This is a genomic window from Streptomyces sp. NPDC043726, from assembly GCF_056436565.1.
Map to the genome: position 1 here is coordinate 651877 of NZ_JBWKCI010000004.1, position 25299 is coordinate 677175.

The window sequence follows — 25299 nt, forward strand, 5'->3', positions numbered from 1 at the left end:
CTACGCAGGCCAGGGAGCGGTCAGGTCAGGACGCGGACCAGAGCCGTCGGACGGCCGGGCAGGCCGAGCGAGCCCACGGCGGCGGCCAGGGTCATGGCGTACGAGTCGATCGCGCGCCGGACGTTGGGCGCGTCCAGGCTCGCCCCGGTGACCAGGCGGTCCAGGTCGATGTAGGCCGAGCGCACGATCTCGATCCAGCGGTAGACCCGCCAGTCCCGCCACCAGTCGACCGTGAACTCCGGATCCAGCCGCTTCGCCCAGCGCTCGAACATCCGGTCCCGGATCTCCGGCCGGGTTGGTGTGAGGTGCATATGGCGGACCAGGTCGTAGAGGGGATCGCCGACCACCGCCATCTCCCAGTCGATGAGGGTCAGCGCCAGTTCGTCGGTGCGGCGCACCAGGTTCCACGGGTTGAGGTCGCCGTGCAGCAGGGCGGGCCGGCGTTCGCTGACCTGATGGCGGGCCAGGATCTGGCCGAGGCGCGGGGCGTCGGGCAGGCCCAGCAGCCGGGCGAGCCGCCGGGACTCCTCGGGCAGGTCCCCGACCAGTTGCACCAGTTGCTCGCTGAGCCAGGTGTAGAAGCGGCCCTCGCCCGCGGCGGGGTCCATCTCCCGGAAGTTCACCCGGGTCAGCGCGCCGAGCTGGTCGACGAGCCGGTCTGCCTCGTGCGGCAGCAGACCGTGCACGGGGTGACCCGGCGGCCGGCCCATGTCCCGCGGGCCCTCGTAGGTGTGGATGGCGAAAGGTTCACCCTGATAACTCGTGCCCAGCGCCAGGAACTTCGGGACCGCTACCGGCACCCCCGAGCGCTCGATGGCCCGCAGCACGACATGCTCGCTGAGGAATCCCCGCTCCCGCCGGCAGGCGTTCGCAACCTTGCGCCGGACCACCACCGGGAAGTCGGCGCCGGGCACCTGTACGACGGAGTTCAGGTGTCCGGTGCCCTTGAAGACGCGGTCGGCAGGTGCCGCTCCCTCGGCGACGAGGGCTTCGTGCACCGCCGTACGGGGCAGCTCCGGGTGCTCGGCGAATCGCGGATCCGGCGTCCAGGCGACGGCCTTGCCGAACAGTCCCCCGCCTTCGGTTCTGGCCAGCGCCCAGCGGAAGAGGATCCGTTCGATCTCCTGCTCGTCCGGAACGGCTCCGAGCGTGAGGGGATCCGCGGCCGCCTCGAGCGCCCGGTGCACGTCTCGCCGGGCCTGGCCGAGGGCGTGCTGGTCGGGCGACTCCTGGAGCCTTCGCGCCGCCCGCATCACGTCCGGGTAGAGGGACAGAGCCCGCACGAAGGCGATGTGGTGCGGCAGATCCCGGGCCAGACCGTTGACGGCGGCGCGGCGGACCTCCCGCATGGCCGTTTCCCAGGCATCGGCGACCTCGTCCCACTGATGGCCGGGGTAGCGCATGAGGTGGAGATGGGTGGCCAGGTCGTACAGGGGGTCGCCGTAGCCGGCCAGTTCCCAGTCGACGAGCACGGGGAGCCGGTCGTCGTCGGGGGAGACGATGACATTGCCGCGGTGCAGATTGCCGTGGAGCAGTCCGTACGGTCGCCGTGACATGGCCGGGACGCGAGCGGCGAGGCTCAGCAAAGCGCTTCTGGGGACGCCCAGTGCCGCGAACAGGCCGCCGAACTCGGTCCAATTGGGCTGGATGATCCTGCGGTCCACCGACTCCGCCAGTGCTCGCAGGAAGGCCTGACCGTCCCACTGGTTGGCGGGGCGATCGGCGGGCAGGGGCGGCAGCGCGGTCCTGCGCACCTGAGCCGATCGGGCGAGCTGGTCGGTCAGCGCCCGGACCAACAAGGAGTCGACGGGCTTGCCGTCACCGCAGAACTCGGCGAGCGGGCGGCCGGCCGCGTGGCTGCGGATCGTGACGCCCGGCTGCTGCCAGAGGCTTCTGGGGATCCGAGGGGACACATCCGCGAGGGCGTTCAGAATCGCCGCGTCGTCGTGCCATGTTCTGACCCGCACGGGAAGGGTTTGGGGTCGTGGCATTCGTACCACCACGGGCGCGCCGTCCTCCCAGCCCAGGGCGAGCGCCGCGGCGGGGGTCAGGGGGTGCGTGTAGGTCCGGTGATGGCCGCCCTCGGCGCCTCGGCCCTCCAGCATGGCCAGGCGCACGAACTTCTCGACAACGTCGGGGGTGCGTACCCCAGGGCGGGGGCCGGGACGAGGTGACAAGCCCACGGCCGCTCCGGATGACTCGCGCGAGAGAGGAAGGTACTGCGTAACCTAAGTGCCGGTTGTAACAGCCACGACCAGAGTCAAGCTTGAGTGCGCCGAACGGGTGGGTTTGGCACTCATTGCCAGTCGGTCGCTCGAGATTGGTCTCTTCTCAATCTCTACACGCGCGGGAGAGAGCGTTTGGCTCAGGCGAGTGCGGGGAATATTAGCGCACTCACATGAGTTTCCCGCCGTTACTCGGACAGGAACTCCCAGACGGAGTCGAACCACTTCTGCATGCTGTCCACAAAGACGGTCCCGGGCGAGTTCGGATCATCGTCCTTCACATGGCGTGTGAGCGTGGCCCCCAGGCCCATGACGTCCAGGGCCTCGATCACCTCGCCGCCGTCCAGCTCGATCGGACGTTCGACGACCTCATAGACGCCGTGCAGGGCTTCGACACCGTTGAGCAGGTACAGCTTGAACGCCGGGGCCAGGGGTGCGTGGCGAACCTCGACATCGATGGAGGACACGAGCTTCTCATTGAGAAGATCACGCAGCGGGCCGCGCAGTGAAGCGACATGGCGGCGCGTTATCTCGTGCAGGCGTTCCTGTGGACGCGAATCCGCCGGGTCGTTCTTGGACCGCGGGTACGGCAGTCGCATCGACTCGTGCGGCAGGAGCACACGCAGGGCGATGCGCTGGGGCGTGATCTCCTTCCGGCGGATGCGCTCGACCTGAAGCCGCATGTGCAGATCCAACGACTCCGACGTCAGGGTGTAGACGTCCAGCGACACTTCAGGCTTCTCGAACGCCTTGGCGATCGGAGGGCCCAGCGTCACACCCTGTCCCGCCGTGACGTTTCCGTCCTCCGGCGCCCGCACCACGCGCACGCCACTTCCCTGACGCGACTCGATCCAGCCCTCGTCGGACAGCTCCCTGAGCGCCCTCTGCACCGTGTCCCGGGAGACGTCGAACTCCTCCGCGAGCGCCCGCTGGGGCGGCAGGTAGGACGTGACCGGGTACGTCCCGTCCGCAATGCGCGCGCGCAGCACATCGGCGAGTCGCTGGAACCCCTTGCTCCCGCCTTCGCCCATCTGCTCTGCACTCACGGTCCGACCGTACCGCTTGCCGACAGCCGCCAAACCAATCCCCTCAACTTCTCAGTCTGATTGGACTGTTGGTTAAGGGATCAGACGGACCGGGCAGACCAACCTCAGACCAACCTGACCAATTGGAAGGTAAGTTGAGGTGTCCTTACCGCGAGGGGCATCAAAGCCGCCCCAGGATCACATGCCGAACCAGGTCCAGCGAGTTGATCACGACCTCGGCGCCCGCCTCCCGAAGCAGGTGTTCCTTGGCAGCGTTACGCGCGTAGCCGAGGAAGGGAACGCCGGCGCTGTGTGCCGCTCGGTAGTCGGACGGAGTGTCGCCGATCATCAGAGCGGACGACGGGGAGGCGCCCATACCCAGCAACGCGCGGTTGAGATAGTGCGGGTTCGGCTTGAGGTGGCGAAGCTCGTGAGAGCGGCCATAGACATGGGGCAGGAAGCACGAGGACAGACCCCGGCCGCCCAAGTACGCGCGCACGGTCCGCGGGGAGTTGTTCGTGGTGATGGCCAGCCGCGTGCCCCTTGCCGTCCAGGTACGGATCAGCGGGTCGGCGTTGGGAGTCGGCATCGCGCTGGGAACGGCTCTCAGTTCCTCCTGGGTGAGACGTTCCTCCAACTCCACGACCAGGTCACTGCCCGGGCGCCTGCGGTTCACCGCGTGCAGGACGATGTGCGGGTCCAGAGCCTCCCTTTCCGCCGGCTCCAGCAGATGCCGCAAGCCCTGCCCCTCCAGCCACGACACCAGGTCTTTCGCGATCCGGCCCGCCGCCCGCCCCGCGAACAGCCGGCAGATCGGCCCGTCGAAGTCGAACAGCGCCACTTGGGCGCGCTCGATCAAGTCCCGTAGCCGTTCGAGTTCCTCCGGAGCGATCTGTGTCTCTGCACCCACCGGTTCAGTATCAGAAGTCACTAGGAGAGTGTCAGGTCCGTGGTGATGGTTTCCCAGAGGGCGTCGAACCACTTCTGGGATTCGCCCACGAAGGCCTCGTCGCGGTCGCCGGACCGCTTGGCGAAGGAGAAGAGCAGGGACTGGGCGCCCAGCGCGTCGTACATCTCCAGGGTCCGGCTCTCGTACTCCTCCTCCCGCTCGGTGACCACGTAGTACCCGATCAAGGCCTCTTCGTCGTTGAGCAGGTACAGCTTCACCGGCGGTGTGAAAGGCAGCGCGCGGAAGGTCACATGCACGTCGATGCCGTGCGTGGCGCGGACCGCCTGGAGGTTGTGGCGCAGGACCTGGGCCTGGGCGTTGCGGATGCCCAGCCAGCGGCGGTGCAGGGAGTCGTCGTCCGCGTCCCCCTCGATCAGGACGGGGAAGGCGAGCGTGATGTCCCTCGACGGCAGCAGGATGCGGACGTCGATCGACTCCGGGCGGAGGGTGCCCTCGTGGATGCGGCGCAGGGGGTCGCCGAGGGCCAGCATCAGGGTCTCGGCGGAGTGACAGACGACGTCCACGCGAACATGCCGGGCCGCGAACGCCTCCACCAGTCGTGGGGCCAGGCCGACCATCGTCGGCTGGGGCTCGCCGTGGGACGGGGCCGGGACGGCGATGCGTGGGGGGCTGCCCTTGCTGACGTTGGTGAGGAGGCCGTCCTCCTGGAGGGCGCGCAGGGCCTGGCGGACGGTGCCGCGCTCGACTCCGAACTCGTCGGCGAGTTCGGCCTGCGTGGGCAGGCGGTCGCCCGCCTTGAGCTCTCCGGCACGGATCCGTTCCCGCAGGATGTCGGCGATCTCCTGGGGGGAGAGCCTTCTGCTGCCGTTCACTGCCACGTTCTCCTGGGTCACGACCAAACGCTACAACTCCACTCCATCTACCGGGAGTTGTCGGCAACTTGTTTATGAGTAGTAACCAAGTGGGGACAACATAAGCATAGTTGGCACCAACTTGGTTGAGTTGGCGGAAGCTTTACTTCAAGGGGGAAACGTCATGCAGGTCATCGCCCTCCTGGCCGCGATACTGGTCGTCGGTATCGAACAGGCTATCGAAGTCAAGTACGGCACCACCGGCATCATCGGCGTGCTGCTCCTCACCATCGGCATCAAGGCCAAGAGCCCGGCCGTCAGCTCCGTAGGCGCCGTGGTGCTGGCCCTGCTGCTCTCGGGCCCCGCGATCAGCTAGTGAGCTCCAGCTCGGAACTGATCGTCTCCCACAGTGAGTTGAACCACAGGTTGGACTGCTCCACGAAGGTGGTGTCGCGCATCCCGGTGCCCTGCTCGAAGGCGAACAGCATCGACTGGGTGCCCTCCGCGTCGTACATCTCCAGGAACTCGTGGTCGACCTCCTCCTCGCGGCGCTGCACCGTGTAGTACGCGAAGAGCGCCTCCGCGCCGTTGAGCAGGTACAGCTTGACCGGCGGGGTGAAGGGCAGCGCGCGAAAAGTGACCCGCACATCTATCCCGTGCGTCGCCCGCAGGGCCAGCAGATTGTGCTGGAGCACCTGGCCCTGGGCATTGCGCTGGGCCAGCCAGTGGCGGCGCAGCCGGCCCGCGGCCGCGGCGTCCACGGGGGCCGGGAAGGCGAGGTCGATATGGCGGCTCGGCAGCAGGATGCGGACGTCGACCTTGGCCGGTTTCAGCTGTCCCGCGTGGATCCGGCGCAGCGGCTCGCCGATGGCGAGGGTGAGCGAGATCGCGGTCAGGCAGAGGGCGTCGATCTCGACGTGCGGGGCGGCGAAGGCGGCCCCTATGCGGGGCGCGAGGGCCACCATGGTGGGCAGCGGCGGGGCTCCGGGGCCGGTCAGCGCCCTGCCGAGGTCGAGCGCGACGGTGGCGGGGCTGCCCTTGGAGACATTGGTGAGCAGGTTCTCGGACTGCAGGATGCGCAGCGCCTGCCGTACGGCCCCTCGCTCCACCCCGAACTCGTCGGCGAGCCTCGCCTGGGTGGGCATGCGCTGGCCGGGCTGCAATTCGCCGGACCTGATCCGGGCGCGCAGCGCGTCGGCCACGTCTCGATGTGACGTCTGTGGCCGCTTCCGTCCATTGACGGAGGCGTGTTTCGGGTCCACGGCCAAACAGTACAACTTCCCGCCATCTTTGAGCAGTTCACTGAAAGGTGGTTATGAGACGCATCTACGCGGTGATAAGTACAGTGAAGTTGGTCGCCAACTTGCGCAACATGGTCAAACTTTCAGGGGGTTGGCGATCGCACCACAGGATACGGCTGAGCCGGGCTCCCTTCCGGAGGGGAGCCGGGAGCCCGGTTCGGTCAGCACCACCGCACAACAACCACAACCACAACTGAAGAGCACGCTACGGATGAGTACGGAGGACAAGGCCTGTCGTCGGGGGGAAGGGGCTCAGAACAGGTCCGGGCACCAAGGCCGCCTGGACGTACGCAGCAGGGCGTCGGCCACCCGGGCGGCGCCCGCTCGTTCTTCCCGCACCCGGCCGAGCGCGGCGAGCCGTACGGCGGACTCGTCGCCGAGCCAGAGCGTGGCGAGGTCGGAGAGGCTGAGCGCGAGGTCGGCGCGGTCGCCGGTGGGCGTACAGGCCCCGGCGCCGGTGGCGTCCGCCTCCACCCGGTACCGGCCGCCGCCGTCCACGACGTCGAGCACCAGCGTCCCCGCGCCCGCGTAGGTACGCGCCTCCAGGGCCCGTACGACATCGAGGATCCGCACCCACAGCCAGTCGGCCTGGGTGGTGAGACGGGCGGCGCGCGGATCGGGCAGGAAGTGCGGCAGCAGATCGTCGGGGGCCCGCCAGCCGGTCCTGACCGTGGTGATCCAGTCGATCGAGCACAGATAGCGCCACAGGGCGCGCTCGGCGGCCGGGGTGACGCCGATCAGCCACTTCACCTTCGCCGTGTTGAGCGGCTGCTTGCCGTCGCCCCAGTGGTCGTCCGCGGTGTACGCGACCATGCCCTCGACCTCGCCGGTCCGCGAGCGGTACACGGCGTAGTGGGGCTCGGTGAAGCTGTGGAAGAACAGGACGGCGCCGGTGGTGAGCTGCCACCACACGTCGTCGCGGCTCACCGCCCCGGGCTGGCTGCGGCGCAGCCGCTCGTGCAGTTCGGGGCCGAGCTTGCGGACGTCCGGGGCGTCGACGAGGTCGATCCGGCCGCCGTCCTCGGGGCCGGACCAGCGCGGGTCGAGGCCGGTGCGGGGCACGTCGATCGTCCACTCGGCCATGGTGGTGGCGGGGCCGAAGCCGTAGCGGCCGTAGATCGGGTACTCGGCGGCGATGAGGGTCGCGACGACGGCTCCGCGCTCCTTGGCGGCGGTCAGGTCGCGCTCCATCATGCGGCTGAGGAGGCCTCGGCGGCGGTGGGTCGGGGAGACGGTGACGTTGGTGATCGCGTCGGCGGGGACGTCGGCGCCGCCGACGGTGGTGAGCCGCTGGTCGAAGGAGCGGAAGGTGGCGACGCAACGGCCGCCGTCGAAGGCGCCGAGCACGCGGCCGGGGACGAACCAGGGCTCCCGTGCGGCCAGTTGCTCCTCGCTGAGCGTGGGCTCCCGCAGGAACCCGGTGTTCACGGCGCGATGCCAGTCCGGCTGCTCGGCCTCGGTGATCGGTCGGACGTCGATGTCAGCGGCACGGGTCATGAACTCACGGTAGGCGCGGGCCGTCGGGGGTGTCGCGGGGATTTCCTCGCCCCCGCCGCCCCCGCCGCCCCTGCCCGTCCTCGTCCCGTCCTCCAGGGGGCTCTGCCCCCTGGACCCCCGCTCCGAACGCCGGAGAGGCGGAATTGACCGGCCCCGCGCCTGCCACCAGCGTCACACCAGCAAGTCGTCCACCTGGGCCTCGCCCTCCCGGTACCGGCGGGCGATCTCCGCGCTGCAGTCGTCGGTCGTGTGCTGCAGGCGCTGACGGCGCAGGGAGACCTGCTGCTCGTAGCGGACCAGGCGGGCCATCGCCTCGGTCAGTTCACCGTCCGTCCGCGCGCCCAGGTCCGACAGCTCCACCTCCGCCAGCATCTCCGCCGCCAGCAGCCGGTACTCCTCGCTGTGCGGCGTCCCCAGCGTGACGTGCCGGGCCGAGGAACGGTGCCGCGCCGGAGCGTCCCGCAGGATCTCCGGCAGCCGCTCCACCACCGACGCCGCCCCGACCGGCGACCGCCGGGCCAACTCCGCCCGCAGGATGTCGATCCGCCCCTGCAGCAGCCGCCGCACATAGCTCAGGTCCGCCTCGTCGCGCTGCGCGTCCCGCCGCAGCGTCCGCAGCTCCGGCAGGCTCAGCACCGTCAGAGCGTGCTCAGGCGGTTCGACCGGCAGCCGTTGTGCGGGCGGCCGGAGCTGACTCAGCCCGCCCGGGCGGGTCAACGAGACAGCCCCAGGCGGCTGCCCGGTACTCGGTGTGCTCATGTGCCTCTACCGTCCCCTCGACCGGCGTGTGGAAAGCATCGTGCCACCCCAAGTGGCCGCTATGTGACCGAGTGCCCCCGATCGGCCCCAGATGGGGGGTTAAGGAGCAAAAAATAGCCCCTCGCACAGCACTTCCGGCCGCACGGCATCATGGGCTCATGCGTGCAGTGGTGCAGAGAGTGGACGGCGCGAGCGTCGTCGTGGACGGCGAGACCGTCGGAGAGATCGTCGGCGAAGGGCTGTGCGTCCTGGTCGGCGTGACCCATGAGGACACGAAGGAGAAGGCGGCCCAACTCGCCCGCAAGCTCTGGTCGATCCGCATGCTGGAGGACGAGAGGTCGTGCAGCGACATCGACGCCCCGCTCCTCGTCATCAGCCAGTTCACGCTCTACGGCGACGCCCGCAAGGGCCGCCGCCCCACCTGGAACGCGGCCGCCCCCGGCGATGTCGCCGAGCCGCTGGTCGAGGAGGTCGTCGCCCAGCTGCGTGCCCTCGGCGCGACCGTGGCGACGGGCCGCTTCGGAGCCAAGATGCGCGTCTCGCTCACGAACGACGGCCCGTTCACCGTGCTGCTCGAAATGTAGGGCTCCCTGGCCCTACGGCGACCTCTACGGCTCTACGACGACTTCCTGGGCCGCCGCCGTCTCCCCCGCCACCAGCGGCGCGTCCGTCGGCACGTTCCGCTTCACCAGGGCCAGGGCCACCGGCCCCAGCTCGTGGTGGCGTACCGACGTCGTGATGAACCCGATCTTCCGGCCGTCGGGCCCCTCCTCCGCGAGCCGCAGCTCCGTGCCGGCGACGGGGAGGTGGACCTCGCTGCCGTCGAGGTGGAGGAAGACCAGCCGCCGCGGCGGCTTGCCGAGGTTCTGGACGCGGGCCACCGTCTCCTGGCCCCGGTAGCAGCCCTTCTGCAGATGCACGGCCGTACCGATCCAGCCCAGCTCGTGCGGGATGGTCCGGTGGTCGGTCTCGAAACCGAGCCGCGGCCGGTGGTGCTCGACGCGCAGCGCCTCGTAGGCGAGCAGCCCGGCGGCCGGGCCGGCCTTCTCGGCGTACGCCTCCAGCTCCGCACGCGGGAGGAAGAGATCACGGCCGTACGCCGTCTCGCGTACGACGGCCCCGTCCGGGACCTCCGCGATGGACCCGGCGGGCAGGTGGACGACGGCGTAGTCGGCGGTCCGGTCCGCGACCTCGACCCGGTAGAAGAACTTCATCGACTCCAGGTACGCGATCAGCGCCTCCTGGGTGCCGGGCTCGACATGGGCCCAGACCGTGGCGCCGTCGTCGACGAGATACAGCGCGTGCTCGATGTGGCCGTGCGCGGAGAGGACCAGCGCCTCCGTGGCCTCGCCCACGGGCAGCTCGCTGACGTGCTGGGTGAGCAGCAGATGCAGCCAGCTCAGCCGGTCCTGGCCGGTCACGGTGACGACCCCGCGATGCGAGAGGTCGACGAAACCGGCGCCGTCGGCGAGCGCGCGCTGCTCGCGGAACAGATCGCCGTAGTGGGCGGCGACGCCTTCGTCCACACCTTCGGCGGGGACGGCGCCGGGCAGGGTCAGCAGAGGGCTCTTCATGGACGCAAGCCTACGACTCGGTAGTTGAATTCTTCAGCGAGCCGCCGTCCTGTGCGCAGTCCTTGCACCGGCCGAAGATCGCGAAGTGCTTCATATCGGTCTCGAAGCCGAAGGTGTCGCGCAGTTTGGCGATGAACTCGGTGGCCACCGACACATCCGCCTCGATCACGTTCGTGCAGTCGCGGCAGACCAGATGGATGTGGTGGTGCCGGTCGGCGAGGTGGTACGTCGGAGCGCCGTGCCCCAGATGGGCGTGGCTCACCAGACCGAGCTCCTCCAGGAGCTCCAGGGTCCGGTACACCGTCGAAATGTTGACCCCCGACGCCGTCTTCCTCACTTCCACGAGGATGTCGTCGGGGGTCGCGTGCTCAAGGGTGTCCACGGCTTCGAGCACGAGTTGCCGCTGCGGCGTCAGCCGGTAGCCGCGCTGCCTGAGGTCGCTCTTCCAGTCGGTGCTCACCACACCGACGAGTCTAGGCCTACTCGTAGGAAGACCTACTTGAAGAAGGCGATCCCGTCGTCCGGCATATCGTCGGGCAGGGCCTTGGCCCAGCGCTCGACGTCCTCCGGGGTGACGACCTTCTTCAGGTGCGCGGACATGTAGGGGCGCAGCTCGACCTCGGGGGTCTGCTTCTCGCCGACCCACATGAGGTCGCTCTTGACGTAGCCGTACAGGCGCTTGCCGCCGGTGTAGGGGCCGGAGGCGGCCGTACGGGCCACGGCGTCGGTGACCAGGTCGATCTGCGGCTTCTTGGCGGCCATCTCGCCGTACCAGATCTCCACGACACCGTCGTCGCGGACCATCGTCACCTCGACCTTGCGGTCGGCGTCGATGCGCCAGAAGCCGTGCTCGGACTCCAGCGGCCGGACCTTGTTTCCGTCGTTGTCCAGCACCCAGGTGTGGGACTGGTACTCCAGGAAGTCCCGGCCGTCGTGGGTGAAGCTGACCTCCTGGCCGAAGTTGCACTTCTCGGAGCCGGGGAAGTCGTGCACGCCCGCGCCCGCCCAGTTGCCGAGCAGGAAGGCGAGCGGGACGAGGTCCTTGTGGAGGTCGGACGGGATCTCGATCATGAGAGGCAGTTCCTAGACGTGGGTCAGCGCTGGCCCTGGTACAGCTTCTTCACGGTCAGGCCGGCGAAGGCGAGGACACCTACCGCGACCAGGACCAGCAGAATCTCGAAGAAGAGGATCACGGGTTGCTCCTTGGTGAGCGTACGGGCGATGGCACAGGGCCGGGCCCCAGCTTACGCGGCCGGGGCCCGGCCCACTTGACGAGGTCAGCCGAGCAGCTGGCTCTGCAGCGTGACGGTCTGCCGGAAGGGGACGGTGAGCGCCTTGCCCTTGCGGGACTGGAAGACGACCGCGAGCACGTCACCCGCGGTCACGTACGCCTGCCGCACCTGCTGGGCGCCGTACGGCTTGGCCTCCGCGTAGGCGTACCGCGTGGTCTCCGGGACCGCCTTGATCTCCGCGAAGCCCAGGTCGAACTCGGAGACGCTGTCGCCGCGGACGCGGTAGGACGGTCCCCCGTACGGGGTCAGGTCGACGGAGGTGAGCTCGTCCACGACCTCCGCGGTGCCGAAGCGCAGCAGGTAGACCCGGGTGCTGGTGCCGTCGTCGGTGGTCCAGCCGCGGGCGGCGATGTGCCGCAGGCCGGAGTCGACGAGCTTCTGGCCCAGCTCCTCGCGGTGGGTCTTCTCGGGGAACTGCGCCAGGAAGTCCTTCGTCGCCAGCCAGCCGTCGTCGCCGCGCAGCGCCTTGTCCTCGGTGGCGCCCTCGGGCGCGGGCAGGACCAGGGCGCGCAGGTCCGCGTGGTGGGTGCCGGCCGGGTTGTCCTCGGCGAACGGGCCCGGGCTGCCGGAGGGCAGCGGCGGCCGGGTGAGCGTCGGGTAGTCCCACCGCCCGTCCGAGGCGGTCGCGAGCCCCGGTACGTCGGTCCGCTCCAGCCGCGTGACGCCGTACGCCGAGGCCGCGCCGACGGCCGCGAAGACGGTGACGGCGGCGGTCCAGCGCAGTACGGCCCGCAGGACCCGGCGGTCCTTCACGGGGGCGGCGGGCGTCTCCTCGACGTCCGTGACCTCCACGACTTCCGCCGGCGGCAGTTGTTCGTCGATGGTCGTCATACGGCCTCTCCCGGCTCGGCGATGCGGTCGAGCTGGACGCGGAACAGCGTCGCGACCTCTTCGGTTTCGAGCGGACCGACTCCGTCCGCGGTGACGGTGACCAGGACGTCGCCCTGGTGCGCGGAGCAGGACAGGTAGTCCAGGTCCGTGTCCTCGTCCTTCGGCGACAGGAAGCAGCGGGCGTTCTTGTAGCCCTTGATCTTGGGGCCGTCGCGGAAGACGTCCAGGGAGTCGAAGAGCTCGTTCTGGAGCGTGGACAGGTTCCGGACGGTCGTCCGGTTCTCCATCTGCGACAGCACGACGCCGACGGTGACGGCGTTGCCGGCCTCCGTGTTCACGAAGCTGCGCATCGCGAGGCCGGTGAGTTCCGCCTTGTCGATGTGCTTCTCCACCTCGCGGCGCTGGGTGCGCGGCAGCTCGCGCAGCGACTCCTTGCGCAGGGCGGTGGCCTGGGCGCCGGTGAGCGAGACGTCGGAGCCGAGCTCGCCGAAGTCGGGGCCCCGGGTCCAGCCGTAGGTGCCGTACGGCACGAGCTGCCCGGCGAGCCCGGAGGGGGCCGCCGCCTCTGTCTCCTCGGCGGACTCGCCCGCCGGGAACTTCCACCGGGGCGCGCCCGCGTCCCGATCGGCGTCCCGCACGGTCACCACGGTGTACCCGACCCCGACGACGACGGCCCCGGCCAGCAGCACGGCTCCGGCGACGGCGGCGATACGACCGAGGCGCAGGGTCTTCTTGCCGGGGGCGCCCGGCACGTCGGGGGTCTCGGCCGCAGCCGGGTGCTCGGCCACCGCCGAACCCTCGACCTCGATCCGGCTCTCCGCCCCCGGCGAACTCTCGACCGCGCCGGGGTTCATGGCCCCGCCAGGCTTCTCGATCTCGCTCACAGCCGCTCCATCTGCCGCTCGGCCAGCCCCAGGACCGTCTTCTTGCTGATCTGGTCACTGCCGCTGACCCAGATCTCGACCGCGATGTCCCCGCGCCAGGCGTGCGCCTCCGCGTGGTACAGCGGCTCATAACCCGGTTCGGTCTCCGGGACGGTGTGGACGTAGGCCATGCCGTCCTCGGTGCCGGGGACGGTCCAGCTCTTGGTGTTCCTGTCGCCTTCGGACCAAGGGCTGTCCCAGCTGTCGCCGTCGAAGGTCGCCCAGAACTGGGCCTGCTCGACGGCGTCCGCGGCGGCCGTCGACTCCTCCTGCCGGTACTGGATCAGCCGGATCTCGACGGTGTACGCGTCGGTCCGCCAGCTGGTGACGGCCGCGCGGCGGAAGTCGGTGGCCAGGTCGGCGAAGGCCGATCCCGGCTTCTCGAAGGTGTCGGCGTAGTCGGCCAGTTCCATCCAGCCGTCGTAGCCCGTGAACCACTCGGTCTCCCGCGCCCCGGCCGGCTTCTTCAGCAGCAGCTTGCGCAGATCGCCCTCGGTCCTGACCTGGCGGTCGCGCGCGGCGGACAGCGGCTCGGGCGCCTTGCCCTCGGACCGCTTCAGCTCCGGCTGCGACAGCGAGGGCAGCTTCGTCGGCTCGCGGTCGGCCTGGACGAGATAGCCGGCGCAGGTGCCGGCCACGAGGCCGAGCACGGCGGCGCCACCGATGAGCAGGGCGGTACGCCCGCGGCGGCGGGCGCGTGGCCGGGGGTCAGCCGCCTCTGACACTTCGGGTACTTCTGGAGTTTCCAACACGTCCCCCCACAGAACATGAAGCGCCCATTCCGTATGCGCGCCTCACAGGAGACCCATGGCCAAAGCCCTGGGTTGTAAGGGTGTTGATTACGATTCGGCCATGGCGAAGAAGCTCGTGATCAAGGTGACGGCCGGGGCGGACGCCCCTGAGCGGTGCTCGCAGGCGTTCACGGTGGCGGCGGTGGCCGTGGCCAGTGGCGTCGAGGTCTCGGTGTGGCTGACCGGGGAGTCCGCGTGGTTCGCCCTCCCGGGCCGGGCCGCCGAGTTCGAACTCCCGCACGCGGCCCCGCTCCCCGACCTGATCGACTCGGTCCTCGCGGGCGGAAAGCTGACCCTGTGCACCCAGTGCGCGGCCCGCCGGGACATCACGGAGAAGGACGTCATCGAGGGCGTACGCATCGCCGGCGCGCAGGTCTTCGTACAGGAGGCGCTAGGGGACGAGACGCAGGCGCTCGTCTACTGACGCGGGCGCTTCTTGCCGTCCAGTTCGTCCCACCACTCGTCCGACTTGGGGTCGCCGGAGGGGTCGTCCCACCAGCGGTCGTCGGGGCCGCGGCGGTTGGCGATCATCGCGGCAAGCGGCGGGATGACCATCGCCACGAGGCACATGCCGACCGCGACCGGGACCGACCACAGGCGCACCACGCCCCACGCCAGGACGAAGAGCGTCAGGCACGTCCCCATCAGCGCGAAGTACGTGTGGCGTCGCCGTGCGTACATACGTCCAGAGTAGGTCCGCGGCAGGCTTAGGGCCCGGGGCCGGACAGCCGGAAGGGCCGCACCCTGGCGTCCAACCCGTGGGTGCGGCCCTTCGGCCGTTCGATGCGGTGGATCAGACCGCGATGGCGACCTCCGCCAGGCCGCCCTGCTGGGCGACGACGGTACGGTCGGCGGTGCCGCCGGGAACCAGCGCGCGCACGGTCCACGTGCCCTCGGCCGCGTAGAACCGGAACTGACCCGTGGCGGAGGTCGGGACCTCCGCGGTGAACTCGCCGGTCGAGTCCAGCAGACGGACGTAGCCCGTCACCGGCTCGCCGTCGCGGGTCACCTGGCCCTGGATCGTGGTCTCACCGGGCTTGATCGTCGAGGCGTCGGGGCCACCGGCCTTCGCTCCGCACATGTGAATCTCCTGAGGGGTTGGGGAGGTCGGGGCTTACTTGTTGGCGCCGAGCTCGATCGGCACGCCGACGAGGGAGCCGTACTCGGTCCAGGAACCGTCGTAGTTCTTGACGTTCTCCACGCCGAGCAGCTCGTGCAGCACGAACCAGGTCAGCGCGGAGCGCTCACCGATGCGGCAGTAGGCGATGGTGTCCTTGGCCAGGTCCACCTGCTCCTCGGCGTAGAGCTCCTTGAGCTCGTCGTCCGACTTGAAGGTGCCGTCGTCGTTGGCGTTCTTCGACCACGGGATGTTGCGGGCGCTCGGGACGTGGCCCGGACGCTGCGACTGCTCCTGCGGCAGGTGGGCCGGGGCGAGCAGCTTGCCGGAGAACTCGTCGGGGGAACGGACGTCGACCAGGTTCTTCGAACCGATGGCCGCCACCACGTCGTCGCGGAAGGCGCGGATGGAGGTGTCCTGGGCCTTGGCCTTGTACTCGGTCGCCGCGCGATCGGGCACCTCGTCGCCGCCGACCAGCTCGCGGGCGTCCAGCTCCCACTTCTTGCGGCCGCCGTCGAGGAGCTTGACGTTCTCGTGGCCGTACAGCTTGAAGTACCAGTAGGCGTAGGACGCGAACCAGTTGTTGTTGCCGCCGTAGAGGATCACCAGCGTGTCGTTGGCGATGCCCTTCTTCGACAGGAGCTTCTCGAAGCCCTCCTGGTCGATGAAGTCGCGGCGGACCGGGTCCTGCAGGTCCTTGGTCCAGTCGATGCGGATCGCGTTCTTGATGTGGTTCTTCTCGTAGGCGGACGTGTCCTCGTCCACCTCCACGATCGCGATGTTGCTGTCGTCCAGGTGCTCCTGGAGCCAGTCGGCGTCGACCAGGACGTCGCTGCGGCTCATGCTTCTTCTCCTCCGGGGCAGTTGCGGCGGGGCGTGCGAGTGAGAGGGGTGCGCTCGGTCCGGGTGCGGCGGCGCACGGATGCCCAGGGCAGGGCGGCGGGGAATGCGAGGAGTCGGTGCTCTTCGCTCAGAAGGGGCGACAGAGCATGGCGGCGACGCGGCACAGGTCTACTGCCCGCCGCTTCGTGAGATCCGCCTGTCGCTTCATGGTTGCGATCGTAGGGAGGGACAGGCGCGCGTGTCACCGGTGTGTCGTATATTGAGACACGATCGTCCGGAATGCGGGATGAGTGGGGCTCCGAAGCCCGTCCCGCACGGCTTCCGGGTGGGTGTGTCCGTCGTCACGGCTACGGTACGGACGGCGGCGTCTCGCGTTGTGGACACCGGGGGTTCACCAACGGCCGTATTACCCCGCGAGCCGGACGTTCGAACCCTTCACCGTGATCTCCACGCCGTCCTTCGCCGCCTCGACCTTGTCCAGCTGGATACCGCCGGGCAGGCCGTCGATCCGCTGCTCGAAGTCGGTGATCGAGCGGACCTCGCCCTCCGCCACCTCGACGACCAGGTTGGGCAGGTTGTCGGCGTGCACCTGCACGGTGTCGCCCTCGGCGGTGACCGTGCTGATCACGGGGTAGGTCTGCGTGATGCCCGCGGCCTCGACCTCGATGTCCACCTTGATCTTGCCGTTGCCGCCGTCGGAGAGGCCGACGACCTCGGCGGTCACCCCGGGGAGGATCTCCCGCGGTTCGGACTTGGCGGCCTTGAGCAACTCGTCGTAGGAGATGCTCGCGGTGCCGTTCGCGCTGGCCGCGGTCGCGGAGCTGTAGTCGCCGGAGAACTGGACGCCCTTCATGTGGGCCTTGAGACCGTCGATGCGGATGGTCTCGCCGTCGGTGCCCGTCGTGGCCTCGTAGTCCTCTATGCCGACCTCGACGTCGTCCAGCTCGCCGCCGACGACCTGGGTGAGGAAGGGGAAGCCCTTGATGGACACGTCCGGCGTCGCGGCGAGGTTCTCCGTGGTCTTCAGCTTCTCGGCGGCCTCGTCCTCGGCGAAGCCCACGGCGAGGCGGTCGGCGAGCACGAAGAGGCCGCCGAGGATGATGACGACGATCAGAGTGATCCGCAGTGCGCGCATGTCCGGTGTTCCCCCACCTAGGCGGTCCCGACGACCCGGGTGGCCGCCCACGGGCAAAGGTAACCCCGCCGGTGAGGGGGGCCGCCGAATTGTCGATCACCTGTGACAGGGACGGGCGGCCCCTCGGACTACCCCAGCGTCCGTCCCAGCACATAGACCGCCGGGGCCGCCGCCGCCAGGGGCAACGCCACTCCCGCGGTGAAGTGGACGAACTTCGACGGGTAGTCGTAGCTCGCCACGCGGTGGCCGATCAGGGCGCAGCCGCCCGCCGCCGCGCCCAGCAGGGCGCCCTCGGCGCCGACACCCGTCATGGCCCCGACCGCGATGCCCGCGCCCGCCGCGGCGAGGAGGGAGACGATCACCGAGGCGGGGGTGGGGAGGGGAAGGGCACGGGCCAGTACGCCCACCGCCACCGCCGCCGCTCCCACGGTCACCGCGTCGGCCTCCGCCGCGAGGTGGCCGGCCGCCACGATGGACAGCGCCGCCGAGGCCACCGTCGCCATCAGGCCATACATGCGCTCGTCGGGGTCCGCGTGAGAGCGGAGCTGGAGGACCAGGGAGAGCAGGACCCAGACGCCCAGCGTGCCGAGGATCGCCGAGGGGGCCCGGTCCGCCACGAGCAGGGCCACGTCCGCCGTCAGCGCGCCCGCGAAGGCCAGCGCGATGCCCTGGCGGGCGGGCCACATGCCGTTCAGCCGGAACCAGCCGGCCGCGGTGACCGCCTGGAGGAGGACCAGCGGGACGAGGAGCGCGTACTCGCCGATCGCCGCCGCGCCCGACAGCAGCAGCCCGAGGAGCGCCGTCAGCGCCGCCGGCTGCATTCCGGGCTCGATGATCGGCGAACGGCCTTCCAGACGCGCCCGCTGCGCGTCGGTGACGCGGGCGTTGCCGCCGAGGGTGGCGGGGCCGTAGGCGGTGGCGTCGGGGGCCTCGGGCGTCGAGGGCGCCTCGGGGGCGGGGACCGGAGGCGGGGTCCAGCCGGCCGACTCCGGCACGGCCGGGGCGGGCGGCGCGTAGGGCTCGGCCGCGTACGGCTCGTACCCCTGCTGCCCCTGGGGCGGCTGCTGGTGCTGGAGCTGGTGCTGGTCGTACCCGTGGTGGCCCTGGTAGCCCTGCTGGCTCTGGTGCCCCTGCTGCCCCTGCTGCCCCTGCTGCCCGTACCCGTCCTGGTCGTACCCCTGCTGCGGCAGATACGCCGTCTCCGCCGCCGACACCGGTGCCTGGACCTGCGTCTCCCAGGTCTGCCCCTGCCACTGCTGCGTGTACTGCTGGGCGCCGGCCTGCGGATCCTCGTAACCCTGCCAGCCCTGCGCCTGCTGCTGTCGGCCCTGCCCGTACGGGTCGTAGCCGTCGTGGCCGTCATGGCCGTCGTACCCGCCCTGATACGGCTGGTCGGTCATCGTCACCCTCCTGCGAACGGCGGGAGCACCTCGACCGTGCCGCCGTCGGCCAGCCGTACCGTCTCATGCTCGCGGGTGCCCACGGGGTCACCGTCGACGAGGAAGGAGCATCGCCGCAGGACGACCGCCAGTTCCCCGGGGTGTCGCTCGCGCACCGCGGCGAGCGCGTCGGCGAGCGTGGCCGCGTCGTACGCCTCCTCGGCGACCCCGGCCGCGGCCTTCGCGGCGGCCCAGTAGCGCACCGTGACCTTTGCCATCCCGTTCCTCTGTTCCTTCGGCTGCCGACGGCTGTCGACAGGGGCCAGGCTAGCCCGCCCGGCCGACCGCCCAGCGCCCGATCCGGTCCAGCAACTCGTCCGCCGCCGCGTGCTCCGCGTGGCCCATGCCCGGCTCCAGCCAGAGTTCGCCGTGGTCGCCGGCCGCCTCCGCCAGCATCCGGGGATGATCGACCGGGAAGTAGCCGTCGCGGTCGCCGTGCACGATCAGCAACGGGGTCGGCGCGATCCTCGGCACCGACTCCACCGGGGAGAGCGGGACCGGGTCCCACCCGCGGTGGTGGATGCGCGTCCGCAGGCCGTAGCGGGTCAGCAGCCGGCCCTCGCGGCGGGTTACCAGCCAGTGGACCCGTCGCATAGGGGCCGTACCGCGGTAGTACCAGCGGGCGGGGGCACTGACCGAAACCACCGCGTCCGACCGCGCTTCGGTGCGCCCCGCGCGCCCCGAGAGCTCGGACAGCCCGGAAAGGCCGGATAGCCCGGAAAGGCCCTCGGCGCCGTACAGCGCGCCGTGCCGCAGCACCACCGAGCCGCCCATGGAGAAGCCGATCGTCGCCACGCGCGTGTGCCCGAGTTCGCGCGCCCACGCCACCGCCGCCGCCAGGTCGAGCACCTCCCGGTCGCCCACCGTCGAGCGGCCGCCGGAGCGCCCGTGCCCGCGGAAGGAGAACGTGACCACGGCCCCGTACTGCGCGAACGCCGTCGCCACCCGGCGCACGTGCGGGCGGTCCACGTCGCCCGTGAAACCGTGCGCGACCACGAACACCAGGTCACCGGAGGATGGAGTCCCGGTGTCGTATACGAGCGCACCCGGTTCGTATACGGAATCGATCGGCACTCCGTCTTCCGTGTGCAGATACGTCCGTATAGGGGTGCGTCTGCTCGTCTCAGAGTTCGGAACAGCCGTCGAACGCGCCACATGACCTGCCGGACCAGTCCTCATGTGGGCTATTCTGCTGGGCAGAGGACTCGGGCAGCGAAGCCCCCGGGTCCTTTTGTGCTTTCGGAAGCGTTGTATACGACGCGGGAAACCGCGGGTGTACGGGGCGCCTCGGGAGCGCAGAGCAGTGCCGTACCGCCCACGTCCTCGCAGGGACCGAGGAGGAACCAGACGTATGAGTTCTCTGCTGCTCCTGACCAACGCCCTCCAGCCGTCGACGGAGGTGCTCCCGGCTCTCGGCCTGCTCCTGCACAACGTGCGAGTGGCTCCCGCCGAAGGCCCCGCGCTCGTCGACACCCCCGGCGCCGACGTCATCCTGATCGACGGCCGCCGCGATCTGCCGCAGGTCCGCAGCCTGTGCCAGCTGCTGCGCTCCACCGGGCCCGGCTGCCCGCTCATCCTCGTCGTCACCGAGGGCGGTCTCGCCGCCGTCACCGCCGACTGGGGCATCGACGACGTCCTGCTCGACACCGCGGGCCCGGCCGAGGTCGAGGCGCGGCTGCGCCTGGCCATGGGCAAGCAGCAGATCGTCAACGACGACTCCCCCATGGAGATCCGCAACGGCGACCTGTCCGTCGACGAGGCGACCTACTCCGCCAAGCTCAAGGGGCGGGTCCTCGATCTGACCTTCAAGGAGTTCGAGCTCCTGAAATACCTCGCGCAGCACCCGGGCCGCGTCTTCACGCGCGCGCAGCTGCTGCAGGAGGTCTGGGGCTACGACTACTTCGGTGGCACCCGGACCGTGGACGTGCACGTACGACGCCTGCGCGCCAAGCTCGGCCCCGAGCACGAGTCGCTGATCGGGACCGTCCGGAACGTGGGTTATCGATTCGTTACGCCCGAGAAGGGCGACCGCACCTCCGAGGAGGCGCGGGCCAAGGCCGACAGGCCAAAGGCGGAGGATGCGGACGAGACGGCCGTCCTGGACGGTGTCGAGGTCAGGGCGGACGCCTAGGGCGCCGGGACGGCTCTCGGGCAGCGCACAGGCAAGCTCCTGCACGCCCTGCCCAGAGCCGGTCCATCCGCGTAGACTCCGCGCGTGGCCAAGGTGACTAGGGATGATGTGGCGCGGCTGGCAGGGACCTCCACTGCCGTCGTCAGCTATGTCATCAACAACGGACCCCGGCCGGTCGCCCCGGCCACGCGCGAGCGTGTCCTCGCCGCGATCAAGGAGCTGGGGTACCGGCCGGACCGGGTCGCCCAGGCCATGGCCTCGCGCCGGACGGATCTCATAGGCCTGATCATCCCGGACGCGCGCCAGCCCTTCTTCGGGGAGATGGCGCACGCGGTCGAACAGGCCGCCTCCGAGCGCGGGAAGATGGTCCTCGTCGGCAACACCGACTACGTCGGCGAGCGCGAGGTCCACTATCTGCGCGCCTTCCTCGGGATGCGGGTCTCCGGGCTCATCCTGGTCAGCCACGCGCTGAACGACCTGGCCGCCGCGGAGATCGACGCCTGGGACGCCCGGGTGGTGCTGCTCCACGAACGCCCCGAGGCCATCGACGACGTCGCCGTCGTCACGGACGACCTCGGCGGCGCGCAGCTCGCGGTCCGCCATCTGCTGGAGCACGGCTACGACTACGTCGCCTGTATGGGCGGTACGGCGGAGACGCCGTCCGTCGGTGACCCGGTCTCCGACCACGTCGAGGGCTGGAAGCGCGCGATGGAGGAGGCCGGGCTCCCCACCGAGGGGCGGCTGTTCGAGGCGCCGTACAACCGCTATGACGCGTACCAGATAGCGCTGGAGCTTCTCGCGGGCCCGTCCCGCCCCCCGGCGATCTTCTGCTCCACCGACGACCAGGCCATCGGTGTGCTGCGGGCGGCGCGGGAGCTGCGGATAGAGGTGCCGGGCGAGCTGGCGGTGGCCGGGTTCGACGACATCAAGGAAGCGGCCCTGACGGACCCGCCGATGACAACGATCGCGAGCGACCGCTCCGCGATGGCCCGGGCGGCGGTGGACCTGGTCCTGGACGACGGCCTGCGGGTGGCGGGGTCGCGCCGCGAGCGCCTGAAGGTGTTCCCGTCGCGCTTGGTGGTACGCCGGTCCTGCGGCTGCGACTAGCCGCCTCAGGCGTCTTTATAACGGGCATACGAGGTTCTGTCGGGCTTCTCAGGGAGCACTCAGGGAGCTCTCATCGTCGGGCGACAAGCTCATGGACATGACCGAGAGCTTCCGCCGCGATGGCGATTACGAGCAGCAGTACGCGAACCCGTACCAGCAGCACGCTTCCGCGCCCGTGAACCCGGAGTGGCCGCCCCCGCCGGCGCACCAGCCCGCCGAGGTGCCGTCGGCCGGGACGCCTCGCAGGAAGCGCCCCCGGGGTCCCGTCGCCCTGCTCGCCGCCGTCGCCATCGTCGCCGCGGCCGTGGGCGGCGGTACCGCGTACGCGGTCCAGGAGCTGACCGGCAGCGACACCGTCGCCGCCAGCACCACCACGAACGTCCTGCCCTCCAGCAAGAAGGGCGACATCGCGGCCATCGCCGAGACGGTCAGCCCGAGCATCGTGGAGATCAGCGCCACCTCGAACTCCGGTGAGTCCACCGGCTCCGGCGTGATCATCACCAGTGACGGCGAGATCATCACCAACAACCACGTCGTCTCCGGCGCCTCCTCGATCAAGGTGTCGACCAGCGACGGCAAGGAGTACACCGCGCAGGTCGTCGGCACCGACAGCAGCAAGGACCTGGCGCTGATCAAGCTGGACGACGCCTCGGGTCTGAAGACGGCGAGCCTCGGCGACTCCGACGGCGTGCAGGTCGGCGACACGGTCGTGGCGATCGGCTCGCCCGAGGGTCTGACCGGCACCGTGACCAGCGGCATCGTCTCTGCGCTCGACCGCGATGTCACCGTCTCCACCGGCGAGGGCCAGCAGCAACAGCAGCAGGGCGGCGGGGGCGGCTGGCCGTTCGAGTTCGGGGGCCAGGAGTTCAACGGCGACACCGGGTCGTCCACAACGACGTACAAGGCGATCCAGACGGACGCGTCCCTGAACCCCGGCAACTCCGGCGGCGCGCTGATCGACATGAACGGCAACATCATCGGCATCAACTCCGCGATGTACTCGTCCGCTTCGACCTCCTCCGACGCCGGAAGCGTGGGCCTCGGTTTCGCCATCCCGATCAACACCGTCAAGTCCGACCTCGCCAAGCTGCGCGCGGGCGAGCAGAGCTGAGGGGTACGTCATGATCACGCGGATCTCCCGCTCGGTGGCCTCCCGCTCGGTGACCGACACGGGCCCGGCGAACGTCGCGCCGGCCCTCGAGGTGGCGTACGAGCTGCACGCGCCGACGGCCACCCGGGTCCCGGAGCTGGCCACCGGCCGTACGCCGGCCCGCCGCACCGCCCGCCGCCGTACGACGGCCCGCGCACAGGCCACTGTGCGAGGCTGAAGACGTTGACGAACCGCCCCTCCGCACCCGAGGAACCCGAAGCTCATGAGCCCCGCCGATGTCGACCGTGAACCCCAGCGCATCCTGATCGTCGACGACGAGCCCGCGGTGCGGGAAGCCCTGCAGCGCAGCCTCGCCTTCGAGGGGTACGACACGGAGGTGGCCGTGGACGGCGCGGACGCGCTGGAGAAGGCGACGGCGTACCGCCCCGACCTGGTCGTCCTGGACATCCAGATGCCCCGCATGGACGGCCTGACCGCCGCGCGCCGCATCCGCGGGGCGGGCGACACGACGCCGATCCTGATGCTGACGGCCCGGGACACGGTCGGCGACCGTGTCACCGGGCTGGACGCCGGGGCCGACGACTACCTGGTGAAGCCGTTCGAACTGGACGAGCTGTTCGCCCGCGTCCGCGCTCTGCTGCGGCGCAGCTCGTACGCGGGTTCCGGGGCGGCAGCGGTGGAGGAGGACGAGGCGCTGACCTTCGCCGACCTCCGCATGGACCTGGCGACGCGGGAGGTGACGCGGGCCGGGCGGCCGGTGGAGCTGACCCGCACGGAGTTCACCCTGCTGGAGATGTTCATGGCGCACCCGCGCCAGGTGCTGACCCGTGAGCAGATCCTGAAGGCGGTCTGGGGCTTCGACTTCGAGCCGTCGTCGAACTCGCTGGACGTGTACGTGATGTACCTCCGCCGCAAGACGGAAGCGGGCGGCGAGCCCCGGCTCGTCCACACGGTGCGCGGGGTGGGGTACGTGTTGCGACAGGGCGGCGCGGAGTGAGCAAGCTGTTCCGCCGGTTCCGATCCTTGCCCATCCGCTCGCGGCTGGCGCTGCTGGTGGCGGCGGCGGTGGCGTTCGCGGTGGCGGCGGTTTCGGTGACGTGCTGGTTCATTGTGCAGGGGAAGCTGTACGAGCAGGTCGACGACGACCTCAAGAAGGCGTCGATGAGGATGCCCGGACAGCTTGAGGGTGCTCTGAACAACTGCACAGACACTCCCTACGGCTCGGGCGTCTTCCAGAACAACTACTCCCAGGTCGTTCAGGAGAACGGCACCATCTGCATCCTTCAGGGCTCTCCGGCGGCGGTGAAGGTCACTCAGTCCGACAAGGACAGGATCAAGGACGCGGACACCGGCACGATCTACTTCCGCAACGGCACCGCGGGCGACGGCACCGACGTACGCGTTCTGACCCGACCGCTGGGCGCCACCACGACCGCAAGCGGGCAGACGGGCCCCAACGTCGGTCTCGTCGTCGCCGTATCCCTGAACAACACCCAGAAGACGCTCAACGACCTGGCCCTCATCCTCCTCCTGGTATCCGGAATCGGAGTGGTGGGCGCCGGAGCCGCAGGGCTCGCCGTTGCCCGGGCCGGCCTGCGTCCCGTGGACAAGCTCACCGAGGCCGTGGAACACGTGGCCCGTACCGAGGACCTGAGCGTCCGCATCCCCGTGGAGGAGGAGGCCGAGGACGAGGTCGCCCGCCTGTCCCGTTCCTTCAACTCGATGACGTCCGCCCTGGCCAGTTCCCGGGAGCTGCAGCAGCAGCTGATCGCGGACGCGGGCCACGAACTGCGTACGCCCCTCACCTCCCTGCGCACCAACATCGAACTCCTCACCCGAAGCGAGGAGACGGGCCGCCCGATCCCCGAGGCGGACCGCAAGGCACTGCTGGCCTCGGTGAAGGCGCAGATGACGGAACTGGCTTCCTTGATCGGCGACTTGCAGGAACTGTCCCGTTCGGAGGGCCAGCGAGGCGAGCGCGTCCAGGTGGTGGCCCTGGAGGACACCGTCGAATCCGCCCTCCGCCGCGCCCGCCTCCGCGGCCCCGAGCTGACGATCACCGCCGACCTCCAGCCCTGGTACGTCCGCGCGGAACCGACAGCCCTGGAGCGCGCGGTGGTCAACATCCTCGACAACGCGGTGAAGTTCAGCCCCGACGCCGGCACGATCGAGGTCCACCTCACCGACGGCGTCCTCACCGTCCGCGACCACGGCCCCGGCATCCCCGCCGAGGAACTCCCCCACGTCTTCGACCGCTTCTGGCGCTCACCCAGCGCCCGCGCCCTCCCCGGCTCAGGCCTCGGCCTCTCCATCGTGGTCCGCACGGTGGAACAGGCGGGCGGCGAGGTCGCTCTTGCGCGCGCGGAAGGCGGAGGGACGGTGGTGACGGTACGGCTGCCGGGGGCGCCCCTTCCACCTCCCGAGGTGCCGTAGAAGC

Annotated in this window: 30 protein-coding genes; 9 read left to right on the forward strand and 21 right to left on the reverse strand. The window is 70.1% G+C overall.

Annotated features, from left to right (window positions below; all coding sequences use genetic code 11):
* Nucleotides 1–20: 20 nt before the first annotated feature.
* From AC068Z_RS15215 to AC068Z_RS15230, 4 genes are all read right to left on the reverse strand, one after another.
* Entirely contained in the window at nucleotides 21–2183 is a 2163-nt protein-coding gene (locus AC068Z_RS15215; protein WP_478555200.1) for a phosphotransferase family protein, read from the reverse strand.
* A 230-nt stretch (nucleotides 2184–2413) separates the two neighbouring features.
* Nucleotides 2414–3271, reverse strand: coding sequence for a GntR family transcriptional regulator (locus AC068Z_RS15220; RefSeq protein WP_478555202.1), 858 nt, complete (start codon nucleotides 3269–3271; stop codon nucleotides 2414–2416).
* 160 nt (nucleotides 3272–3431) lie between these two features.
* The gene (locus AC068Z_RS15225; RefSeq protein ID WP_478555204.1) at nucleotides 3432–4160 is read right to left on the reverse strand and encodes an HAD family hydrolase; all 729 of its coding nucleotides are present in this window, start codon (nucleotides 4158–4160) and stop codon (nucleotides 3432–3434) included.
* Between the two features lie 20 nt (nucleotides 4161–4180).
* Nucleotides 4181–5059, reverse strand: a complete 879-nt coding sequence (locus tag AC068Z_RS15230; protein WP_478555206.1) for a GntR family transcriptional regulator — start codon at nucleotides 5057–5059, stop codon at nucleotides 4181–4183.
* Nucleotides 5060–5195: 136 nt separating this feature from the next.
* Here AC068Z_RS15230 and AC068Z_RS15235 point away from each other — a divergent pair, with 136 nt between their 5' ends.
* Nucleotides 5196–5387, forward strand: coding sequence for a hypothetical protein (locus AC068Z_RS15235; RefSeq protein WP_478555208.1), 192 nt, complete (start codon nucleotides 5196–5198; stop codon nucleotides 5385–5387).
* Here the strand turns inward: AC068Z_RS15235 and AC068Z_RS15240 are convergent.
* From AC068Z_RS15240 to AC068Z_RS15250, 3 genes are all read right to left on the reverse strand, one after another.
* Nucleotides 5380–6279, reverse strand: coding sequence for a winged helix-turn-helix domain-containing protein (locus AC068Z_RS15240; RefSeq protein WP_478555210.1), 900 nt, complete (start codon nucleotides 6277–6279; stop codon nucleotides 5380–5382). The genes AC068Z_RS15235 and AC068Z_RS15240 overlap by 8 nt on opposite strands.
* Nucleotides 6280–6564: 285 nt before the next feature.
* Nucleotides 6565–7809, reverse strand: coding sequence for a GNAT family N-acetyltransferase (locus AC068Z_RS15245; RefSeq protein WP_478555212.1), 1245 nt, complete (start codon nucleotides 7807–7809; stop codon nucleotides 6565–6567).
* A 171-nt stretch (nucleotides 7810–7980) separates the two neighbouring features.
* Nucleotides 7981–8568, reverse strand: coding sequence for an RsiG family protein (locus AC068Z_RS15250; protein WP_478555214.1), 588 nt, complete (start codon nucleotides 8566–8568; stop codon nucleotides 7981–7983).
* 158 nt (nucleotides 8569–8726) lie between these two features.
* On the opposite strand from AC068Z_RS15250, the gene dtd reads away from it, so the two are divergent.
* The gene (dtd, locus tag AC068Z_RS15255; RefSeq protein WP_451718854.1) at nucleotides 8727–9152 is read left to right on the forward strand and encodes a D-aminoacyl-tRNA deacylase; all 426 of its coding nucleotides are present in this window, start codon (nucleotides 8727–8729) and stop codon (nucleotides 9150–9152) included.
* Nucleotides 9153–9176: 24 nt separating this feature from the next.
* Here the strand turns inward: dtd and ygfZ are convergent, their stop codons facing one another.
* The 6 genes from ygfZ to AC068Z_RS15285 form a co-directional block, all read right to left on the reverse strand.
* The gene (gene ygfZ / locus AC068Z_RS15260) at nucleotides 9177–10142 is read right to left on the reverse strand and encodes a CAF17-like 4Fe-4S cluster assembly/insertion protein YgfZ (protein ID WP_478555217.1); all 966 of its coding nucleotides are present in this window, start codon (nucleotides 10140–10142) and stop codon (nucleotides 9177–9179) included.
* Nucleotides 10143–10152: 10 nt separating this feature from the next.
* Complete coding sequence (locus AC068Z_RS15265) at nucleotides 10153–10605, reverse strand: Fur family transcriptional regulator (protein WP_478555219.1); 453 nt, start codon at nucleotides 10603–10605, stop codon at nucleotides 10153–10155.
* A 32-nt stretch (nucleotides 10606–10637) separates the two neighbouring features.
* Nucleotides 10638–11213, reverse strand: coding sequence for a heme-binding beta-barrel domain-containing protein (locus AC068Z_RS15270; protein WP_451718848.1), 576 nt, complete (start codon nucleotides 11211–11213; stop codon nucleotides 10638–10640).
* Between the two features lie 206 nt (nucleotides 11214–11419).
* Complete coding sequence (locus AC068Z_RS15275) at nucleotides 11420–12265, reverse strand: hypothetical protein (protein ID WP_478555221.1); 846 nt, start codon at nucleotides 12263–12265, stop codon at nucleotides 11420–11422.
* Complete coding sequence (locus AC068Z_RS15280) at nucleotides 12262–13149, reverse strand: hypothetical protein (RefSeq protein ID WP_478555223.1); 888 nt, start codon at nucleotides 13147–13149, stop codon at nucleotides 12262–12264. The genes AC068Z_RS15275 and AC068Z_RS15280 overlap by 4 nt, the downstream gene beginning before the upstream one ends.
* Nucleotides 13146–13913, reverse strand: a complete 768-nt coding sequence (locus tag AC068Z_RS15285; RefSeq protein WP_478555225.1) for a hypothetical protein — start codon at nucleotides 13911–13913, stop codon at nucleotides 13146–13148. Before AC068Z_RS15285 ends, AC068Z_RS15280 begins: the two co-directional genes overlap by 4 nt.
* Before the next feature lie 127 nt (nucleotides 13914–14040).
* On the opposite strand from AC068Z_RS15285, the gene AC068Z_RS15290 reads away from it, so the two are divergent.
* Nucleotides 14041–14403, forward strand: coding sequence for a DsrE family protein (locus AC068Z_RS15290; protein ID WP_478555227.1), 363 nt, complete (start codon nucleotides 14041–14043; stop codon nucleotides 14401–14403).
* Here the strand turns inward: AC068Z_RS15290 and AC068Z_RS15295 are convergent.
* The 8 genes from AC068Z_RS15295 to AC068Z_RS15330 form a co-directional block, all read right to left on the reverse strand.
* Complete coding sequence (locus AC068Z_RS15295) at nucleotides 14397–14660, reverse strand: DUF3099 domain-containing protein (RefSeq protein ID WP_478555229.1); 264 nt, start codon at nucleotides 14658–14660, stop codon at nucleotides 14397–14399. The two genes, AC068Z_RS15290 and AC068Z_RS15295, sit on opposite strands and share 7 nt — an antisense overlap.
* Nucleotides 14661–14772: 112 nt before the next feature.
* A complete protein-coding gene (locus AC068Z_RS15300) occupies nucleotides 14773–15060 on the reverse strand; it encodes a DUF1416 domain-containing protein (protein ID WP_004986406.1) in 288 nt (95 codons plus the stop codon).
* Nucleotides 15061–15093: 33 nt separating this feature from the next.
* On the reverse strand, nucleotides 15094–15939 hold the full coding sequence (locus AC068Z_RS15305; protein WP_478555231.1) for a sulfurtransferase: 846 nt from the start codon (nucleotides 15937–15939) through the stop codon (nucleotides 15094–15096).
* Between the two features lie 127 nt (nucleotides 15940–16066).
* Nucleotides 16067–16147, reverse strand: a complete 81-nt coding sequence (locus AC068Z_RS15310) for an Ms5788A family Cys-rich leader peptide (RefSeq protein WP_350751515.1) — start codon at nucleotides 16145–16147, stop codon at nucleotides 16067–16069.
* 198 nt (nucleotides 16148–16345) lie between these two features.
* Nucleotides 16346–17074 carry an LmeA family phospholipid-binding protein gene (locus tag AC068Z_RS15315; RefSeq protein ID WP_478555233.1) on the reverse strand — a complete coding sequence of 243 codons (729 nt, stop codon included), beginning with the start codon at nucleotides 17072–17074 and terminating at the stop codon, nucleotides 16346–16348.
* 128 nt (nucleotides 17075–17202) lie between these two features.
* Nucleotides 17203–18474 carry a hypothetical protein gene (locus AC068Z_RS15320; RefSeq protein ID WP_478555235.1) on the reverse strand — a complete coding sequence of 424 codons (1272 nt, stop codon included), beginning with the start codon at nucleotides 18472–18474 and terminating at the stop codon, nucleotides 17203–17205.
* A 2-nt stretch (nucleotides 18475–18476) separates the two neighbouring features.
* The gene (locus tag AC068Z_RS15325; RefSeq protein ID WP_478555237.1) at nucleotides 18477–18731 is read right to left on the reverse strand and encodes a MoaD/ThiS family protein; all 255 of its coding nucleotides are present in this window, start codon (nucleotides 18729–18731) and stop codon (nucleotides 18477–18479) included.
* A gap of 49 nt (nucleotides 18732–18780) precedes the next feature.
* Nucleotides 18781–19692 (reverse strand): alpha/beta hydrolase, encoded by a 912-nt coding sequence (locus AC068Z_RS15330; protein ID WP_478555239.1) that lies wholly within the window; start codon nucleotides 19690–19692, stop codon nucleotides 18781–18783.
* 172 nt (nucleotides 19693–19864) lie between these two features.
* On the opposite strand from AC068Z_RS15330, the gene AC068Z_RS15335 reads away from it, so the two are divergent.
* The 6 genes from AC068Z_RS15335 (at nucleotide 19865) to AC068Z_RS15360 (ending at nucleotide 25295) form a co-directional block, all read left to right on the forward strand.
* Entirely contained in the window at nucleotides 19865–20644 is a 780-nt protein-coding gene (locus tag AC068Z_RS15335) for a winged helix-turn-helix transcriptional regulator (protein ID WP_478555241.1), read from the forward strand.
* Nucleotides 20645–20728: 84 nt separating this feature from the next.
* A complete protein-coding gene (locus AC068Z_RS15340) occupies nucleotides 20729–21751 on the forward strand; it encodes a LacI family DNA-binding transcriptional regulator (protein WP_478555243.1) in 1023 nt (340 codons plus the stop codon).
* 97 nt (nucleotides 21752–21848) lie between these two features.
* On the forward strand, nucleotides 21849–22862 hold the full coding sequence (locus AC068Z_RS15345; RefSeq protein WP_478555245.1) for a S1C family serine protease: 1014 nt from the start codon (nucleotides 21849–21851) through the stop codon (nucleotides 22860–22862).
* A 10-nt stretch (nucleotides 22863–22872) separates the two neighbouring features.
* Entirely contained in the window at nucleotides 22873–23079 is a 207-nt protein-coding gene (locus AC068Z_RS15350; protein WP_478555247.1) for a hypothetical protein, read from the forward strand.
* Between the two features lie 45 nt (nucleotides 23080–23124).
* On the forward strand, nucleotides 23125–23859 hold the full coding sequence (locus AC068Z_RS15355) for a response regulator transcription factor (protein WP_478555249.1): 735 nt from the start codon (nucleotides 23125–23127) through the stop codon (nucleotides 23857–23859).
* Nucleotides 23856–25295, forward strand: coding sequence for a HAMP domain-containing sensor histidine kinase (locus tag AC068Z_RS15360; RefSeq protein ID WP_478555251.1), 1440 nt, complete (start codon nucleotides 23856–23858; stop codon nucleotides 25293–25295). The genes AC068Z_RS15355 and AC068Z_RS15360 overlap by 4 nt, the downstream gene beginning before the upstream one ends.
* Nucleotides 25296–25299: the final 4 nt, after the last annotated feature.